This window comes from Alcanivorax sp. DP30 (genome assembly GCF_009882945.1).
GTDB lineage: Bacteria > Pseudomonadota > Gammaproteobacteria > Pseudomonadales > Alcanivoracaceae > Alcanivorax.
In genome coordinates, this window is record NZ_WTUY01000002.1 from 282,791 (window position 1) to 299,827 (window position 17,037).

At 55.4% G+C, this 17,037-nt stretch carries 17 protein-coding genes; 4 read left to right on the forward strand and 13 right to left on the reverse strand.

Features of this window, described 5'->3' with window-relative positions; all coding sequences use genetic code 11:
* Positions 1–5: 5 nt before the first annotated feature.
* From GQF00_RS01870 to GQF00_RS01910, 9 genes are all read right to left on the reverse strand, one after another.
* The gene (locus GQF00_RS01870) at positions 6–980 is read right to left on the reverse strand and encodes a TonB family protein (protein ID WP_161317462.1); all 975 of its coding nucleotides are present in this window, start codon (positions 978–980) and stop codon (positions 6–8) included.
* A complete protein-coding gene (locus tag GQF00_RS01875) occupies positions 977–1,477 on the reverse strand; it encodes a biopolymer transporter ExbD (RefSeq protein ID WP_161317463.1) in 501 nt (166 codons plus the stop codon). Before GQF00_RS01875 ends, GQF00_RS01870 begins: the two co-directional genes overlap by 4 nt.
* Positions 1,474–2,004, reverse strand: a complete 531-nt coding sequence (locus tag GQF00_RS01880) for a biopolymer transporter ExbD (RefSeq protein WP_161317464.1) — start codon at positions 2,002–2,004, stop codon at positions 1,474–1,476. The genes GQF00_RS01875 and GQF00_RS01880 overlap by 4 nt, the downstream gene beginning before the upstream one ends.
* Before the next feature lie 41 nt (positions 2,005–2,045).
* A complete protein-coding gene (locus GQF00_RS01885) occupies positions 2,046–2,741 on the reverse strand; it encodes a MotA/TolQ/ExbB proton channel family protein (RefSeq protein ID WP_161317465.1) in 696 nt (231 codons plus the stop codon).
* A gap of 166 nt (positions 2,742–2,907) precedes the next feature.
* Entirely contained in the window at positions 2,908–3,204 is a 297-nt protein-coding gene (locus GQF00_RS01890; protein ID WP_161317466.1) for a hypothetical protein, read from the reverse strand.
* Complete coding sequence (locus GQF00_RS01895; protein ID WP_161317467.1) at positions 3,204–3,968, reverse strand: tetratricopeptide repeat protein; 765 nt, start codon at positions 3,966–3,968, stop codon at positions 3,204–3,206. Before GQF00_RS01895 ends, GQF00_RS01890 begins: the two co-directional genes overlap by 1 nt.
* Positions 3,949–6,897, reverse strand: a complete 2,949-nt coding sequence (locus GQF00_RS01900) for a tetratricopeptide repeat protein (protein WP_161317468.1) — start codon at positions 6,895–6,897, stop codon at positions 3,949–3,951. Before GQF00_RS01900 ends, GQF00_RS01895 begins: the two co-directional genes overlap by 20 nt.
* A complete protein-coding gene (locus tag GQF00_RS01905) occupies positions 6,894–8,810 on the reverse strand; it encodes a lipopolysaccharide assembly protein LapB (RefSeq protein ID WP_202560319.1) in 1,917 nt (638 codons plus the stop codon). Before GQF00_RS01905 ends, GQF00_RS01900 begins: the two co-directional genes overlap by 4 nt.
* Positions 8,807–9,325, reverse strand: coding sequence for a hypothetical protein (locus tag GQF00_RS01910; RefSeq protein WP_237440348.1), 519 nt, complete (start codon positions 9,323–9,325; stop codon positions 8,807–8,809). The genes GQF00_RS01905 and GQF00_RS01910 overlap by 4 nt, the downstream gene beginning before the upstream one ends.
* A gap of 171 nt (positions 9,326–9,496) precedes the next feature.
* Between GQF00_RS01910 and GQF00_RS01915 the strand changes: the two genes are divergently transcribed.
* Positions 9,497–10,351, forward strand: coding sequence for a fructosamine kinase family protein (locus GQF00_RS01915; RefSeq protein ID WP_237440349.1), 855 nt, complete (start codon positions 9,497–9,499; stop codon positions 10,349–10,351).
* Between the two features lie 18 nt (positions 10,352–10,369).
* Positions 10,370–11,485, forward strand: a complete 1,116-nt coding sequence (locus GQF00_RS01920) for a 4-phosphoerythronate dehydrogenase (protein WP_161317469.1) — start codon at positions 10,370–10,372, stop codon at positions 11,483–11,485.
* Here the strand turns inward: GQF00_RS01920 and GQF00_RS01925 are convergent.
* Positions 11,460–11,642 carry a PA1571 family protein gene (locus GQF00_RS01925; protein WP_161317470.1) on the reverse strand — a complete coding sequence of 61 codons (183 nt, stop codon included), beginning with the start codon at positions 11,640–11,642 and terminating at the stop codon, positions 11,460–11,462. The two genes, GQF00_RS01920 and GQF00_RS01925, sit on opposite strands and share 26 nt — an antisense overlap.
* A gap of 93 nt (positions 11,643–11,735) precedes the next feature.
* Between GQF00_RS01925 and GQF00_RS01930 the strand changes: the two genes are divergently transcribed.
* Positions 11,736–12,881, forward strand: a complete 1,146-nt coding sequence (locus GQF00_RS01930; protein WP_161317471.1) for an ATP-NAD kinase family protein — start codon at positions 11,736–11,738, stop codon at positions 12,879–12,881.
* A gap of 179 nt (positions 12,882–13,060) precedes the next feature.
* Here GQF00_RS01930 and htpX read toward each other — a convergent pair whose 3' ends face one another.
* Complete coding sequence (gene htpX / locus GQF00_RS01935; RefSeq protein ID WP_161317472.1) at positions 13,061–13,954, reverse strand: protease HtpX; 894 nt, start codon at positions 13,952–13,954, stop codon at positions 13,061–13,063.
* A gap of 111 nt (positions 13,955–14,065) precedes the next feature.
* Between htpX and GQF00_RS01940 the strand changes: the two genes are divergently transcribed.
* Positions 14,066–14,998: a class I SAM-dependent methyltransferase gene (locus tag GQF00_RS01940; RefSeq protein ID WP_161317473.1), complete on the forward strand. Its 933-nt coding sequence runs from the start codon at positions 14,066–14,068 to the stop codon at positions 14,996–14,998.
* 145 nt (positions 14,999–15,143) lie between these two features.
* Here GQF00_RS01940 and GQF00_RS01945 read toward each other — a convergent pair whose 3' ends face one another.
* Positions 15,144–15,653, reverse strand: a complete 510-nt coding sequence (locus GQF00_RS01945) for a hypothetical protein (protein ID WP_161317474.1) — start codon at positions 15,651–15,653, stop codon at positions 15,144–15,146.
* A gap of 128 nt (positions 15,654–15,781) precedes the next feature.
* Entirely contained in the window at positions 15,782–17,011 is a 1,230-nt protein-coding gene (locus GQF00_RS01950) for a pyridoxal phosphate-dependent aminotransferase (RefSeq protein WP_161317475.1), read from the reverse strand.
* Positions 17,012–17,037 lie beyond the last annotated feature (26 nt).

The following is a 17,037-nucleotide window of genomic DNA, read 5'->3' on the forward strand; positions in this document are numbered from 1 at the left end:
ATGGGTTAGTTCGGGAAGAAGTTCAGTTTGTAGTCGCCTTTCCAGGTTTCCACATTCATGGCACCGAAGTTCATCCCCTTGGCGATTAAAAGAATCCGCCGTTCCAGCTTGGGGTCACCCAGCTGGCTGGACTTGATCTTGGCGTCAGTTACTTCACCGCCAGGGGCAATTACCAGCGAAAGGACCACGGTGCCTTGCAGGGCAGGGTTGCTGCGTAGTGCCCGCTGGTACTGACTATTGAACTTGCCAGCATAACGGTCAAACACCCGACGCAGTTGTTCCTGGGTGCGTCGGCTCTTGCCATCGCTGCCCTTGCGGGTGGTACTGGCCACCTGACCGGATTCGACGATTTTGCTGTCCACCTTGCCGGTTCCGACGGTACCCGAAGACAGGGTTCCGCCACCACCGCCACCACTGGATGCCTTGGTGACGGCAACGCCGCCGGATCCTGAACTGGCGCGTTTGCCAATCAGATCACGTTCAGCTTTGGCCTCGCTGCTGCCACCGGTGCGCAGTTCATTGCCTGAACTGACCAGAGGGCCGATGTCGTCAAGGCCGGCGAGCGAGTCGCCCAGATCTTCCTCAAGCTTGGCCCGGGCTGTTTCCCGCGCTTCTTCCCGCTGCTCCGGAGTCGGGTCGGGGCGTGGCTCCGGCTTGGGTTCCGGTTTCGGTTCCTCTGGTTTGGGCTCTTCCTTTTCAGGCTCCTCTTTCTCCTCTTCCGGTTCAGGTTCCGGCTCAGGAGGTGGGGGCTCTTTCTTTTTCTCAAGCACCATCTGCGCCAGACGGTCAGGAATTTTCTGCTGCTCGCGACGATCCGGCTTTTCGATGGTAACGGATTCGACCAGTATCATTAGCGCAAGGGAGAGAATCAGAAGAATGATGACAACGCCGTACAGACGGCGGTCTTCCCCCTCTTGCTTGTCCCACGGCAGAGAGCCGTCGATGAGGATGCGCAGTTTGTTATTGTTGTTCTGCGTCATTCACTGTCCTCCTCTGCCACTTTAAGCACAGCGAAGGCCACCTTGGTGTATGGGGTTTCCATACAGCTACGCATCAGTTTCTTGATAACCACATAGGGCACGTCCCGGTCAGCGAGAATCATAATTTCCCGCTCGCCTTCGGGGCTCACTGCCAGTGCCTGGGCGGCGCGGAATTGCAGTTCGTCGATGAGGGCCTGGACGGTTCGCTCTTCTTGTTGGCGAACGGCCTCAGTACCGGCGATTCGTTGCCCTTCCACAATGATGTCACTGGGACTAACTTGTATAGTGAGAACTTCGCTGGGCAACTCCTGGGCAATGGATTCAGGCAATTGAATGTCCTTGTTATCCGGGAGTTTGGCCGCGTTGTTGTTATTCACCAACAGAAAGATCAGCAGGATAGTGAAGATATCCATCAACGATGTCAGGTTCAGGGCTGCCACCGTCTTGTGCTTGCTGTGATGGCGCGCCATTCGGCGGGCGCGAGACGACTTCTTCACGCGTCACCTCCTGTGTCGGCGGCCTTGTCAGCGGGTGCTGAGCCAATGTTGATGTTGGGGAACAGCTCTTTCTTGATGGTCTGGCCGTTTACTTTTGTATCGTAAAGACGCACCACATCCATGGTCTTGATCATGACCCGGTAGGGGGTTTCATCTTCACAAAGCAGGGTAACCGCTGTCTCAGCGGGGAACTTCTGTTTCAGTTCAACCAAAAAATCATGAAGCGCGGCACTGTCATGCTCTTCGCCCTTGTTCTCCACAATTTTCAGTACGGCACTGGTATTGCGATCCACCACTTCATAGCGGTTTTCATAGATCAACACTTCCAGTACCAGCTTTTCTTTTTTATCGTCTTCCGAGGGCACACTGCTGTCGCTAATTGCAGGCAGGTTCAGCTGCAGGATGGATACCTGAGCAAACACTGCATTGATCAGCAGAAAAGGAATCAGCACTACCATCAAGTTAAGAAAGGCAGTGATGTTCAGTTCCACCTCGGTGTCGCGCGAACTTCGTCTGCGAAATCGCATACCAGATCCTTACACCAGGTTGGCGAAAACAAGAAATCGGCTTATTGGCCGTCGTTCTTGCGCTCTTGCTGGGCAGAAACCTGGCGGAATACATTGACGAATTTCACCGAGGCCATTTCCATGCTGTCGACCATCTTGCCGGTCATGGAGTTGATGAATGCAAAAGCCAGCAGCATTGGGATTGCGGCAATCAGACCAAAGGCCGTGGTGTTCATGGCAACGGAAATGGAGGCAGAGAGCAGGTCTGCTTTCTGTGCGGGGTCGGCACTGGCTACGGCGGTAAAGGCGCTGATCAGGCCCAGAATGGTGCCAAGAAGGCCGAGCAGGGTGGCGATATTGGCAAAGGTGGCGATGTAGGGAGTGCGAGTCTCCAGGCGAGGGATGATCTCCATCAGACCTTCTTCCATGGCCAGCTCGATATCGTCATGGCGCTTTGCAGTTTTGGCGCGTTCCAGGCCGTAACCAATAACTTTAGCCATGCCAGTGTTGCTGGTGCTGACCACATCCAGTGCCTGACGGAACTGGCCTTTGGCAATCAGGGGATAGACATCTTTCCAGGTCTTCTGGTTACGAGCCTTGGTTGTCTGCAGGTAAATGATACGTTCCAGTGACAGAGCCAGACCCAGGGCCAGAACAATCAGAATGGGATACATGAAAAAGCCGCCATCCTGAATAAACGAGATAGCGGTATCGACGATGCCTGCATTCTGTGCGGCAGCGGTGGCAGTGGTGGGCATGGACTTCTCCTGCGGTGTTCCTGGTTTGTGTTGTTTTGTGTGGCTGACGGCAATAGGTTTGAGTTGCTATTGCTGTGGCCTTCCCCAAAAGGTCATTTTTTATCAGAAAATAAGGCGATACGCATCTAATGAAGTGCCGGGCTGGCGAACCAGTCCGGCAGCTTCCTCAGTCGAGGAACAATCCTTCATCCTCGGGTTTACTGGTGAGTAACTGATGGTACTCGATTTCCCGCATCAGGACTTCCTGATCCAGAGGCTCAAGCACACGGTTGAGGAGTGATGAAGTGGGATCCTTCTTCTCCAGTTTCACCTCACGGTCTTTCCAGGGGACCACGTTAAGGACGGTGGGAGCTTCCTGGGTACCAATGACATTGGTGGCAGCAGTATCTTCATTGCCATCAGCGCCATGAGCGGCAGAGGCAAGGGAAACGATTAGACTTACGGTAATGAGATTGGCGCGCATTAGTTAACACCTCCTGTGTCTTCCCCTGCACCATTTCCGGCGACAGGTTGCCGGGGGGCATCGGGGACGCGGTTTTCGAGGTCAGCTATCCAGTTGGCAACATTGGTATCCGCCTGCTTCTGCAGGTTCTGGTAGGCCCGGAAGTGTGCAAGGGCCAGTGGCAGATCCTGAAGGTAAAGTTCGCCAAGTACCGCCAGGTTGAAGTGGGCCCGGGCATACTTCGGATCAAGAGTCAGGGCCTCTTCATAATGGCTACGAGACTCATCAAACTTGCCTTGCTCCCGTAACGCCAGGCCAAGACCATTGTGAGCATAAGGATTGGCGTCATTGATGGCCAGGCATGCTCGAAATGCCTGCTCGGCCTCAGGATACTTTTTCTGCTCCATACGGATCAGGCCCACGTTCAGTTGGGGGCCTGAAAGTTGTGGATATCGCTCGGCGAGTGACTGAAACATGACAAGTGCCTGCTGGCTGTTACCTGCCATACGAGTCTGCAAGGCACGGGCGTATTCGGCCATGGCCTGTTGGGCTATTTTTTCGACTTCAGGCGCATGGGGAACGGGGGGGATGTGGATGGCATCGCTGTCTGCAGCGGCGCCACCTTCCTTTTGCCCCTCGTACCTGCTGGTATGACCTTCAGCTTCCCCTTCTAGCCCACCCCCGGTTTGCGTTGCACAGCCTGACATGACCAGCGTAAGGGTCACAGACACCGCTATCAGCGGTGGGCGCAGGGTTCGTGATAAATCAGTAAATAATGTCCACATGGCTCTCAACCTGTTCAAACTTCGCGTAGCGGCCAGGAATCAGTTCTGCCAGAGCCCCAAAACTCTTTTTTACCCACTGATCATAGATGTCATCTGTGACCAGGTTGGCATTGGCAATAAGAATGTCGATAGCCTGATCTTCATAGGGGAGGGCCTTGTCCTCCAGCAGCATGGTGTATTCTTCAAGCTCCAGCTCATCCAGCCCTGGGGGGCGTTCCGACGCAATCAGGTCCTTGGCCAAGACCCGATACATTTCGCCAATCTTGTAGTTGGCGGCAGTGGCAAATTCCGCCACGCCGATATCTGCCACTGCCTGATAATCCGCAAGCGCGGCTTTCATCACAGTGGTTTTTTCCGCCAGTGATGTTTTCAGCGGTTGGCCAAGCTTGATGCTGTTGAAGGTCTTAAAGTTGGGCTCTGCAAGCGTAAAGCTGGCGTAGGCTGCCAGCCAGGCAACGCGGTCGTTGGCAGCGCTTCCGGCTTGACGATAACTGTTGACCAGTTGCTTGAGCCAATAGGTTTCACGGGCGTTGTCACCGGTCTTGCGGTTCAACTCTACAAGACGGAACTGGGCTTCAGAGCGAAAATCATAGGGTTGCGGCCATTCCTGCAAATACTGCTCATAGAGTGCAATGGAGGCAGCAGGCTGTTCTGCACGATCCTGCATCTTAGCTGCTTTCCATAACGCCTGACGAGACAGTTCGTCATCCTCACCCTTGTAGTTGGCTGCGATGATGGCCAGCTCTCCTGCGGCAGCGGTGTAGTTGCCCTGGTTTTCATAGGCGACTGCCAGTTTGTCGGGAATGGTTTCGGTGAGCGGATCATCCGGGTAGCGATTGCGGAACGCTTCCAGTACCGGGATGGCGTCCGCACCGCGGCCATGATTAATGTACAACGTGGCGGCATCAAATTCGGCATTCTTGCGCACGGCTGCTTCCGGTACAGTCTGGCCAACACGAAGGAACGTGGCGGCGGCGAGCTCGATATTGCCGGAGGCCTGGGCCGCTTCCGCCTGGCGATAGATGCTGATGGCCAGTTTCTCTCGATACTCGGCGCGCTCGGTGGCGGGCATTTGCAGAGCCAGTAGTTTGCCATAGGCAAATTCAGCGACGGGGTAATTGGCCAGATCAAATTCCCCATTGGCAATGGTGGCCCAGCCATAACGCAAGAGATCGTTGGGTGGTGGCGGTTGTCGATTCACCAGAATGCCAGCGGTCTTGACTGCTCCCGGGATGTCACCCAGCGCCAGCTGATCTTCGGCTGTGTTTCTGAGCACATTGGGGACTTCAGGATGTGACGGGAAGGTCTGGCCAAATTTCTGAGAGCTGGCAATCTTTTTCGTCCGCCATTGCTCGCTTTGATCTTCTGCCAGAGCACTATTGCCAAGTACCTTCTGATAGGCGACGAGAGCAGAGTAGGCGGCAGTAGAGGCTTCCGGGTACTCAGGGTAGCTATAGGCGGTACGTTCAAATTCGGTTACAGCTGCTGGGTATTGTTGTGCAGCAAACAGTACATCTGCGTAGCGGTGGTTGACGTCGCCCTGGTTTTCGCTGGCGGGCGGCGTATCAAGGTATTGTTTGTACCAGTTGGCAGGTGCCTGGAAGTCACTGGGCTTGCCGGATTTCTGTGCCAGAACATGGTGGTATTCTGCCAGATCCAGGATGTGGCCCTTTAACAAATCGACGTATTGTTCGCGAATGTCAGGGTGCTGCTGCCAGTAGTTGCTGGCTATACCGTAATGCTGAACGAACTTTTCCTTGGCCGGTAAGACCAGAGTAGGAAACCCGCCTTTCTGGTAGGAGTCGATCTGCAGGCTGGAAAATTCTGGCGCCAGCTCAGAATCGGGATACACAGTGACGAACATGTCGAAGGTTTCCGCGGCATCACGGAACCTCTCCTGGCCCAGGTAGACTTGCCCAAGGGTGCGGTAGATATCCGGTTCGTAGTCTCGCTGGCCATTGCGGGCAAACCACTTGCGTACTGATTCGGCACCATCCTGATTGGTGAAAGCCAGACCCGCTACCCTTTGAGTATCGTTGAACAGCTTGTTTTCCATGCTGGTGTCGTTATCCAGCTCGGGGTGCCCGTTCAGGGTGTCCAGCAAGGTGAAAAAACTGCCCAGAGCGGGGGTGTAATCGCCCAGCTTATAGTGGCTCCAGCCCTGCTTATACAGTGCCTGGTTGTAGAATTCGTTGCCTTTGCCACGGCGGATGACATCCGCATAGGCCTGTTCGGCATATTCGTAATCGCCATCAGAGAAAAGCATTTCGCCACGACGGAACTGGGCTTCAAGTGCCCATTCACTGTTGGGGTATTGCTCTACCAGTGAATCCAGGCTTTGCCGGGCAAGGTCCAGTTCGCCATCCATGGCGTAAGCCTTGGAGAGGAGGTAGTAGGCTTCAGCCCGCTCGTTGGGATCACTGGTGTTATTGAGCAGTTCCTGGTACAGGGAGATGGCTGTGGAGTAGTCCACGTTTGCATCTGCGATGGTCGGCGCCATGTTCCCTGCCTGATCCAGCAAGGCGAGTTTGCGCTGTGTATCAGTGGTGGTATTCACCTGTTCCATGGTGTTTTCGTACACCATTTGATCGACCTCACGTTCGAGACGTTCATTGTCTTCCTGCATCTCGGCCATGTCCTGCTCAGTGGCAGACGACAAGGCGAGATCAGCCATGCGACGGAGGGTTTTGGCTCGACGTTCAGGATCATCAAACAGTTCCGCCGCTTGACGATAGCTGGCCAGAGCATCCTTGGTGGTGGCGTTATCGAGTTGCTGCTCTTCGATAACAATATCTGTGCCTTCAAGATCTGCCAGGGTAGTGCCGCCGAATTGGGCCTGTTGATCCAGGGTGCCGCCGCTTGGGGCACTGGCACAGCCGCTGATCGCAATAACGGCAGCGGCAAGGCTGTGCAGGCGAAAACGGTTCACGATCCAGTCCTCTGTTTAGTGTCGCTGGAGACAGAAGTGTCCTGAAGCCGGGCTACGGCCAGGTGTGCTTCTGCCAGCTGGTCAGCCAGTTTTTTCTGGTTGGCACGCAAAAGGGCGAGTGCGTCTGCCTGCATGCTTTGTTCGAGCGCTGCCAGAGTCTCTTCAGACATGCGCTTGATATCGGCAATGCGGGATCGCTGCTGAGCCAGTCGCTGGCCAAGGTCGTCTCGCGTGCGCAATGTGGCATCACGGATTTGCATGCTGACAGCGGCCACGCGCTCAGCCAGTATACGGCTTTCCTCTTCAAGTTCTGTTGCAGCCTGAATCTGTTTCTCGCGTTGTTCAATCGACTGGTGGGCAATATCCCAAAGTAACAGTCCGCGGACTCGACGCAGACGCAGGGCATTATCATGGGTTGAGTCTGGCAGGCGGCCAAACTGGTGGGCCATGGCATCGACTTTTTTCCACATGATGGCTTGTTCGGCGTTAGCCACATCGCCAGGGCTGCTCATGTCCACATAATTGGGGATGGCGGTGCTCAGCTTGTCACTGGCCAGCATCACCTGTTCCTGTTTTTTCTGGTGCTGACTGATCTGCTTGCGGACACTGGGCAGGTTGCGGCTCAGGGTCTGTTGCTGAATCTGGTATGTCTCTTCCAGAGCCGGCAAGGCGCGTTCCCAGTGCTCAATCATGGTTTTAATCTGGTGAATCTGACGATAGTGCTGAAAGCGTTGCGCAAAGGCATTGCTGGAAAACAGCTTGTACAGGTACGAAAGCTCGCCACCCTGAGCCAAATCTTCGCTGTTGGCAGGCAGGAAGCCGACTTCGTTTACGTCGTCAGGGAGAAGGTTTTCGGCCCAGCCGGGTTCCCCGATATTCTCAATGGCCCGTTGCAGATCCTTGAGAGCCTCACGGTATTGGCTGGCGGCATATTTGTAGCCGGCAAGCGCCTGAGGCATGCCGCCAAGCTCTTCATAGGCACGAGGAGCCAGCATCAAGGCTTCCTGAACAGAAGGATGACTGCTGTTGCGGCTGACGGCTTCCAGCCAGAGGGGCAGGGCGCGCTTTACGGCGCCGGCACGGTAGTTGGTCAGGCCCAGTGCCAGCAGGGCATCTTCGGAGAAGGGGCCGTCGCTGCGAACCTGGCGCAAGGATAATTGTGCGCCTTCAAGCTGATCGCTGCGTAATTGGGTAAGCCCCGCTGCCAGCGCAGCCCGGTCACGCAATGCCAGCGCCTGGTCATTGGTTGCAGAGAGGTTAAGCAGCGAATTGAGTAATTCCAGTCCTTCTTTCTCGTGGCCACCTCGAATCAGCGCAACACCCATATTATAGGTGGCATAACGACCTTCATTCGTCTCAATGGCTACGCCGTTGAGGTAATCCAGTGCGCCGGTGAAATCCCCTTCAGCCATTAAAATGTTGGCAAGCATCAATTTGCGACGCGCTTCATCTTCTGGTTCCAGTCCTTCGACTTTTTTGTCGTCAAGGATCATTGCTGCTTCAGCCAGATTCCCTTCCCGGTAGTGAAGAGCGGCCTTGTGAAGCCAGGTTTGAGCACGGGTATGGCTGAGAATATCTTTCTTGAGAAGACGATTGAAGATGGTTTCAGCGCTTTCAGGGAGGCCGTAGGTGACGTAAAGGTCCCCCAGCAACAATTCTGCGTAGTCCGTCTCTTCATCGAACAGGGCAAGTTGCTGGTTGACCAGAAGCTGATTGATGGCGTCAAAAGTGGCATGGCGGTAAAAGTCGAACATGACTTCACCGAAAGCCAGATAGCGGTGTTGCTCCATGGTCAGTGGAGTCGGCCCGGTATCGATTTCGTCAAAAAATTCGACTTTGGCTGCCTGGGCCGTTGCAAAAGATGCGGAAATACACGCCGCAAGCAGCCACTTTTTCAGTGGGGGCTGCTTCATTGCTGATTCCATTCACGGAATTCAAACTTGTGCTGCTGATTGTTAAGGTCGTCCACCACCTGCAGTTCAACCATTTTCTTGCCGGCACCCTTGGTAAAGGTATAGCTGGTGGTTTTCTGGTAATCCTTGCCCTGGGGATCATAGCCGGTGATGGTGGCTTCCATCTGGTGACGGCCGCTGGTCAAGTTGCCGGTATAGAGTCGCTGGATGCCGCCTTTGGTCAGCGCCTCAAATTCCTGATCGGTATAGAAATGGTAGCCCACGTGCTCACCATCGATGGTGAGGTTGATATCGACCAGGCGAATTGGGGTGCCCACGTCTACAGAGACAAAAATACTGGTTTGAGGCGTGGCGTAAAGCAGCTCACGCTCAAGCAGGGTCAGGTCGCGGTTCAGATTCAGGGCCTGGTTCTTGAGCTGGCGAATCTGTTCAGAAAGACCATCATCGCTGGCGGCACTAACCGGCGAGTACAGGGCCAGAAACAGAGCGCTGCACAGGGAGAAGAATACTTTCATGGGCTTGCGATCGCTTATTTTGTTGTTATTGGCCGGGCATCCGGCAGTAGCACTAGTTGTAATTCAGAAGAACGGCTTAAATCAAGGCCGAAACGCCGTCAAAATTGACCCGGAGGGCAATTTTACAAGCCTCGGGTGTCAATTATTCGCATAGGCTGAGAGTCGCAGAGCATGAAGATACCCCAGTTGCTTACAAAAGTGCTAACCGATATTGGCGAGCCAGGTCCCTATCGTTTCGTGATGGGGCGAGGCGGTGATACGGCAGTTTCTGTAAAGGTTGTAGCTAAAAGACGCGATTTGTTTGCTAAAATCCATGAAAATGCAAGTTTGCTGATGTGCGAGCAGGCTGCGTTGACTGCGCTTTCATCATTTGTGAAGACCCCGCGGGTTGTAAGTTGCAGTGAAATTGACGGCTGCGGGGTACTGATCATGGAATATCTGCAAATACATCCCCCGCTAACCGACCCGGATTGGCATGCCCTGGGGCGGGCGCTGGCTGGTTTGCATGGCCAGAGCGAATGCGAAGGGCCCTTTGGGTTCGACATGGATAATTACATCGGCGGTTCGCTACAGCGTAATGAACACCTGTCCTCATGGCGGGATTTCTTTGTCCAGCGGCGGCTGGGGCCGCAGCTTGAGCTTGCCTGGGGGTTGCCAGAGTCAGCGAGGCGTCATGTGGAGCGTGTGATAGCGAGGATCAACGTCTGGTTACCCGCAGATCCTCCCGCGGCCTTGTTGCATGGTGATCTGTGGAGCGGGAATCTTGGCCTGCAGGGCGGCGAGCCCGTCTTTTATGATCCCGCCTGTTATTATGGCGACCCTCAGGCAGATCTGGCGATGATGTCGCTATTTGGAAGCGTCCCGGATAGCTTCTATCTCGCTTACCAGGGGCATTTGCCTGATGCAGAGCAGCAGAACACCTGGCGCGTGTACCATCTGTATCATCTGCTAAATCACTTCAATTTGTTCGGTTCAGCCTATGCCTCTTCGGTGGAAAGGGTGGCCAGACAGCTTTTGCTTCTCTGAAGCAGGATGTTTGCTGACATGAAAATCATCGCTGATGCCAATATGCCCGGTCTTGAGGTTTTTGCCCGACACGGGGAAGTGGTCACTGTAGAGGGGAGGCATATCAACCAGGACACGGTAGCCGAGGCTGATGCGCTGCTGGTGCGTTCGGTGACCAGGGTCAATGCTTCGCTGTTGGCAAAAAGTCCGGTGCGCTTTATCGGGTCTGCCACCATCGGCACGGATCATGTGGATCGCCAGTGGTTGGTGGACACTGGTCGTGTTTTTGCCCATGCACCGGGATGTAACGCCCGTGCGGTAGCTGAATATGTGCTTCAGGCCCTGTTGTGGGTTTGTCAGCAACAGGGCAAAAGTGCTGCCTCGCTCTCGGCAGGCGTGGTGGGTATGGGCAATGTGGGGCGCAGAGTGGCACGGTGGCTGTCAGCGCTGGGATTAACAGTACGCGCCTGTGACCCGCCACTGGCGGAGCTGGGCGAAGATGTGGGGTACACGCTTGAGTCAATCTCGGATGTATTGAGCTGTGATGTTGTGACTCTGCATGTACCGCTATCCGATACTGGCCGTTATCCCACCCGCCACTTGCTGGACCAGGAAAGGCTTGTTGCCATGGGAGCTGAGAAAATTCTTATCAACACCTGCCGTGGGCCGGTGGTGGATAATGTGGCTCTGGAGCAGTTGCTGGCTGAAGGGAGTGGTCCTGCCACGGTGTTGGATGTCTGGGAAAATGAACCTCACGTTCCTGCTTCTTTGTTGGACAGGGTGGTATTGGGCAGCCCTCATATTGCTGGCTACAGCCTTCAGGGCAAAGAGAATGGAACCGCCATGGTGTACGAAGCCTTTTGTCGGTGGTTGGGCGCCACTCCGCAGGTCTCCGACAATCCGGGAACCTTGCCAGTTTTAGAGCAGAATGTGGCATCGGAAGCGGACTTGCTGGCGTTGCTTCAGCAGGCTTACCCGTTGCCGGAGGATCATCGTCGCCTGAGGGCAAGCCTGGCGGCTACCGATCCTGCAGCGGCTTTTGATTTACTAAGGAAAGAGTACCCTTTGCGTCAGGAGCTGCATCGCTGGAACTGGCAGGGCAGTGCCAGCGAGCCGTATCAGAAGATACTTAGCGCGCTGTTTGAGCGGGCTTAGGCTGACAATGGGCGGGCAGCGGGTAGTGCCAGTTTTTCGCCAGACTCTCACAGGCCTGCTGGATCATGGCCTCGGTGATAGGCACTTCCCGGCCTTGTTCATCAATCACAGCGGCACCGTTGAAGTTGCTCTGGGGCTTTTGGCTATTCATGTTCATGGCTGGTGGGCCTCCAGTGGTTCACACTATCGATAATTGCCTGACGGCGAGGTCGTCAGCAACGCTATTTTTGTTTCTGGATATGACCCTTTTATGAAAGATCGGCAAACCCTTGTTATTGGCGTACTGGTGAACCCTTATGCAGGTATAGGTGGCAGGGTGGCGCTCAAGGGAAGTGATGGTGATGCTACCCGTGACGAGGCGTTACGCCGGGGGGCAACGCCTCAGGCACCGGCACGGATGACTCGTGCGCTGGCCTCTCTGGCTCAGCGGGACAATGTATCGTTGCTGACCTGGGCTGGGGAAATGGGAGAGCAGAGCTGCCGGGATGCCGGTTTACCGTGTCAGGTGATTGGCACATCCCCCGTGCCCAGTGGCCCGGACGATACTCGTGCTGCAGCGAGACGCCTGAAGGAAGCCGGTGCTGAGCTGCTATTGTTTGCCGGTGGTGATGGTACTGCACGGGATCTGGTGGATGCTGTGGGGCTTACCCTGCCGGTACTTGGGGTGCCTGCTGGCTGCAAAATGCATTCTGCGGTGTACGCGGTGAACCCGGAAGCCGCGGCGAGTCTGCTGAGTGAACTGGCCAGCGGAAACCTGGTGGCGTTACAGCAGGCAGAGGTGCGCGATATTGACGAAGACGCATTCCGCCAGGGGGTGGTCCGTGCTCGCCATTATGGCGAATTGCAAGTGCCGGCAGAGGCCCGCTACCTGCAGCAAGTAAAGTGCGGTGGCCGTGAAGTCGAGGACCTGGTGGTGACTGAGGCTGCGGCCTGGGTGGCGGATAATATGGAAGATGACACCTGGTACCTGATGGGCTCCGGCTCAACGGTTGCCGTGGTTATGGAACAGCTGGGCCTGCCGAACACACTGCTGGGGGTGGACGCGGTATTCAACCAACAGGTGGTGGCCTCGGACCTTGGCGCGGAGGCACTGCTCGATTTGATTGGCGACCAGGCGGCCAAAGCAGTGATTACGGTCATTGGCGGTCAGGGACATTTGTTTGGTCGCGGCAATCAGCAGTTTAGTCCTGATCTGATTCGCCGTCTTGGCAAGGACAATATTCAGATACTCGCCACCCGCAGCAAGCTTAATACTCTTGAAGGGCGCCCTCTGTTGGTGGATACCGGCGATGCTTCCCTTGATGCATCCCTGTGCGGCCTGTGGCCGGTGACAAGCGGGTATGAAGACCAGGTTTTGTATCGGGTGGGTATCGATGCGGACCTGAATGAAAAGTGAGTTAAGGCGTTGTTCAGAGGACCCCCAACACGATGCATATGAAGTCGGGGGCTGAAATGAATCAGGCTGTGCCCATGCCTGGGCACGGCCTGATTAGGCGCCTGTTGGTGAGGCAAGGCCGGAGTCACTGAGACAGGGTGTTCTTCAGTAGCCTCTGGCCCATTGTGGAATAAAGCCGTTTAACGACCCTGTTGCAGCGCCCGGATGCGGTCATCCAGCGGTGGGTGAGAGGCAAACATGGCTTTCAGACCCTGCTTGAAACCGGAGTTGATGCCAAAAGCGACCAGGGTGTCAGGCATCTGGTTGGGCACCTCATATTCTGATTTCAGCCGTTGCAGAGCGGCAATCATGCTGTTGCGGTCCGCAAGCGTGGCGCCGGCTTCATCGGCACGATATTCACGAAACCGTGAGAACCACATGACGATGGCACTGGCCGCGATTCCGAACACTATTTCAGCAATGAACACCACGATGTAGTAACCGAACCCTAGACCACCGGAGCCATCACCGCGCCGCATGAGACTGTCCACCACTGAACCCACTACACGGGCAGCAAAAATCACGAAGGTATTTACCACCCCCTGGATCAGGCTGAGGGTAACCATGTCGCCATTGGCCACGTGGCCTATTTCATGGGCCAGTACGGCACGAGCTTCTTCAGGGCGAAAACGGCTCAGCAGCCCCTGAGAGACGGCCACCAGAGCATCGTTTCGATTCCAGCCTGTAGCGAAGGCGTTGGACTGTTGTGCCGGGAAAATACCTACCTCGGGCATCTTGATACCAGCTTTCTCAGACAGTTCGCGCACAGTCTCCAGCAACCAGCGTTCTGCCTGGCTGGTCGGCTGCTCAATGATCTTCACCCGTGCTGACCACTTGGCCATGGGTTTGGAGATGAACAGGGAAATCAATGAGCCGGCGAAACCGAATACCGCGCTGAAAATCAGCAGATTGGTCAGGTTCAAGCCGCTTCCGCTGGCGGCGAAATAGCTGTTTACCCCGAGCAGACTGAGGGTGATGCTGGCCACCACAATCACGGCCAGGTTGGTGAGCAGATAAAGCGCGATGCGCATCATCGTGGGGTTTCTCCGTTATCCAGATTGGAAATCAAGTCATTGGGGCGGGGCGCGAATTCTCAAGGTATGCGATACTCTGCATCCCCCGTTAATCCTGACTTCTTGATCCCTATGCCCGCTTCCCGACTTTCAGACCTGCTGTCTCCATATCTGGTTCCCGTGGCGACATCCAAAATTCGTTATTTTCATGGCCGGGGGAAAACTGTGCCGGAACTGGAGTGGCTGACAGTCGATTGTTTTCAGCCGATTCTGGTTGCGACGATTTTTCGCGCCCAATCAGACGACACCCTGAGCGCGCTGAAGGATTGCCTCAAGGACGCTTTGTCGCCTCTGCAATGTACCGCTCTGATGATCCAGCACCGTTACGATGGTATGGCGGACAATGAGTTGGCATGGGGTGAATTGCCGGAACAGCCCGTGGCCACAGAACATGGCATGCACTACAAGCTGGATTTCCAGCGTGGGCAAAATCTCGGTTTCTTTGCTGATATGGCGCAAGGGCGAGAATGGATTCGTGAACGCAGTGAAGGCAAGAAAGTGCTCAATCTGTTCAGTTTCACCTGCAGTTTCTCGGTGGCTGCACTGGCAGGCGGGGCAGAGTCTGTCGTCAATATCGATCTCTCTGATGCTGCATTGACCCTGGGCAAACAGAACCATGCGCTCAATGGCTTCCAGCAAGCAAAGGTGCATTACCTTCCGCATAATATTTTTCGTAGCTGGAAGAAACTCCATAGTCTGGGGCGCTACGACATTATTGTTATCGATCCGCCCAGTGCCCAGAAGGGCAGTTTCATGGTCGAGAAGGATTATCCCAAGATACTGCGCAAGCTACACAAATTGCTGGCGCCGGAAGCCGAGATCCTGGCGTGCGTCAACGCGCCCTGGCTGGATTATGGCTGGCTGGAGCAATGTGTAGCGGACAATCTTCCCGGCGCTGAACCGATCTCACGCCTGCCGGGTGCGGAAGGTTTTGACGAAGCAGGGGAGCCGGCCCTGAAGACAATCCACTACCGTTATATCCGCCCGCCGGAACTGGATAGCTGAGGGGGGACTTCAGGCGCGTTGCCGATAGAGGGTTAAGTGCCGGCAACAAGCGTATTTGCAGTAAAGGGACTTTGGCGTTCGTTGGCAAACCGGCAGGGTTTCATTGGATCCCGGGTCTGCGATGCTGCGACTGACGAAGTGGGGTTTACAGCCATTCCTTATCAGATGCCGGGCTGGCTGGCGTGATGAGGTCGTCGAATTCATCGGCGGGTACCGGCTGCGGTTGGCGGGACAGCAGGTAGCGTACCACCGCGGTGGTACGCACAGAATCCTGGGCGCGGATCGCCTGTATGAACTGTTCGGCCAGGGTGGCCTTTTCGTGCTGAACGGTGGCTGGAAGTTGCGGATCAGGACTGTCAACACGCAGCTCACTCAGTGCAGTGAGTAGCACGAACGCCTTGTTGGTGAGCACCGCCTGCTCCAGTCCTTCGTGAAAGATGGTGGCCTCATAACGGATGAATCCCTCATCGGCCAGCCAGATCATCGCCCCGAGACAGGCCATATGCCGACTGCTATGCAGTCCCACATCGTCCACTTCCGTGGGCCCGATAACATCTTCCACATACAGGGCTCCGGGACTGGGAAAGCGCATGTAGGCCTGCATCAGGATGCGGGCTACGTCATGGCTGAAATCATCAATGTGGAGATGGGACATAAGGGGCTCTTGGCGACTATCTGAGAAATATCCAATCGCTGCCGAGTGACGAGTTTCGCGTTGCGAAATTCAAAGGTTTATCAAATCCTGGTTCTTCGAAACTCGCTTCTCGAAACTCGAAACTGGCATTATTTTTTTCGTACCCGATCCAGATAGCGGGCGATGCGTCCGATGGAATCTTCCAGATCATCGACACGCGGGAGGAACACCACACGGAAGTGATCCGGATCCGGCCAGTTGAAAGCCGTACCCTGGACGATCAGCACTTTCTCTTCGCGTAGAAGATCCAGTGCGAAGGCCTCATCGTCTTCAAACGGGAATACCTTCGGGTCCAGTTTAGGGAACAGGTAAAGCGCTGACTTGGGTTTAACACAACTGACTCCGGGGATGGAGTCGAGCATTTCCCAGGCCAGATCCCGCTGTCGCCCCAATCGACCGGTAGGCAGTACCAGATCATTGATGCTCTGGTAGCCGCCCAGAGCCGTCTGGATGGCATGCTGGCTGGGAACATTGGCGCACAGGCGCATGCTGGCAAGCATATCCAGGCCTTCAATATAGCTTTCGGCACGATGCTTGGCGCCGGAGATAACCATCCAGCCCGCCCGGAATCCGGCTGCCCGGTAATTCTTTGACAGGCCGTTGAAGGTGATGAAGAGGAGGTCGTCGGCCATGGACGCGATGGAAGTGTGCTCTTCACCGTCGTAGAGGATCTTGTCGTAAATCTCATCGGCGAAAACGATGAGATTGTTTTCCCGGGCAATCTGCAGCAACTCCCGGAGCATGGCCGGTTCATAGTTGGCCCCGGTGGGATTGTTGGGGTTGATGATCACCAGCGCCTTGGTGTTCTTGTTGACCTTGGCGCGGATGTCCTCCAGAGAGGGCTGCCAATCCTGCTTTTCGTCACACAGATAATGCACGGGTGTTCCGCCAGACAGGCGCACGGAGGCCGTCCACAGGGGATAGTCAGGGGCGGGCAGCAGCACTTCATCGCCGGGGTTCAAAAGGGCCTGCATGGCCATCACAATCAGTTCAGAGACACCGTTGCCAATAATCACATCATCCACGGTGACGCCTTCAATTCCCTTTGTCTGGGTATACTGCATCACGGCCTTGCGTGCCGGGAACAGACCCTTGGAGTGACAGTAACCGGTGGACTCTGGCAGATTGGCTATCACGTCCTGAAGCAGCTCTTCGGGTGCATCAAAACCAAACGGCGCCGGGTTGCCGATGTTCAGCTTGATGACCCGGTGGCCTTCGTCTTCCAGACGATGTGCTTCACGCAGCACCGGGCCACGAATGTCGTAGCAGACACCCTTGAGTTTGTCAGACTTGTTGACGTGGTATTGATCGCTGCTCATGCGCTTCCCGTAGTTGATGCCAATGT

Excerpts from the sequence above, each read along its gene's own strand:
- GQF00_RS01870 (WP_161317462.1), bottom strand. The coding sequence starts at position 980 with ATGACGCAGAACAACAATAACAAACTGCGCATCCTCATCGACGGCTCT.
- GQF00_RS01880 (WP_161317464.1), bottom strand. The coding sequence starts at position 2,004 with ATGCGATTTCGCAGACGAAGTTCGCGCGACACCGAGGTGGAACTGAAC.
- GQF00_RS01885 (WP_161317465.1), bottom strand. The coding sequence starts at position 2,741 with ATGCCCACCACTGCCACCGCTGCCGCACAGAATGCAGGCATCGTCGAT.
- GQF00_RS01890 (WP_161317466.1), bottom strand. The coding sequence starts at position 3,204 with ATGCGCGCCAATCTCATTACCGTAAGTCTAATCGTTTCCCTTGCCTCT.
- GQF00_RS01895 (WP_161317467.1), bottom strand. The coding sequence starts at position 3,968 with ATGTGGACATTATTTACTGATTTATCACGAACCCTGCGCCCACCGCTG.
- GQF00_RS01905 (WP_202560319.1), bottom strand. The coding sequence starts at position 8,810 with ATGAAGCAGCCCCCACTGAAAAAGTGGCTGCTTGCGGCGTGTATTTCC.
- GQF00_RS01910 (WP_237440348.1), bottom strand. The coding sequence starts at position 9,325 with ATGAAAGTATTCTTCTCCCTGTGCAGCGCTCTGTTTCTGGCCCTGTAC.
- GQF00_RS01915 (WP_237440349.1), top strand. The coding sequence starts at position 9,497 with ATGAAGATACCCCAGTTGCTTACAAAAGTGCTAACCGATATTGGCGAG.
- GQF00_RS01920 (WP_161317469.1), top strand. The coding sequence starts at position 10,370 with ATGAAAATCATCGCTGATGCCAATATGCCCGGTCTTGAGGTTTTTGCC.
- GQF00_RS01925 (WP_161317470.1), bottom strand. The coding sequence starts at position 11,642 with ATGAACATGAATAGCCAAAAGCCCCAGAGCAACTTCAACGGTGCCGCT.
- GQF00_RS01930 (WP_161317471.1), top strand. The coding sequence starts at position 11,736 with ATGAAAGATCGGCAAACCCTTGTTATTGGCGTACTGGTGAACCCTTAT.
- htpX (WP_161317472.1), bottom strand. The coding sequence starts at position 13,954 with ATGATGCGCATCGCGCTTTATCTGCTCACCAACCTGGCCGTGATTGTG.
- GQF00_RS01940 (WP_161317473.1), top strand. The coding sequence starts at position 14,066 with ATGCCCGCTTCCCGACTTTCAGACCTGCTGTCTCCATATCTGGTTCCC.
- GQF00_RS01945 (WP_161317474.1), bottom strand. The coding sequence starts at position 15,653 with ATGTCCCATCTCCACATTGATGATTTCAGCCATGACGTAGCCCGCATC.
- GQF00_RS01950 (WP_161317475.1), bottom strand. The coding sequence starts at position 17,011 with ATGAGCAGCGATCAATACCACGTCAACAAGTCTGACAAACTCAAGGGT.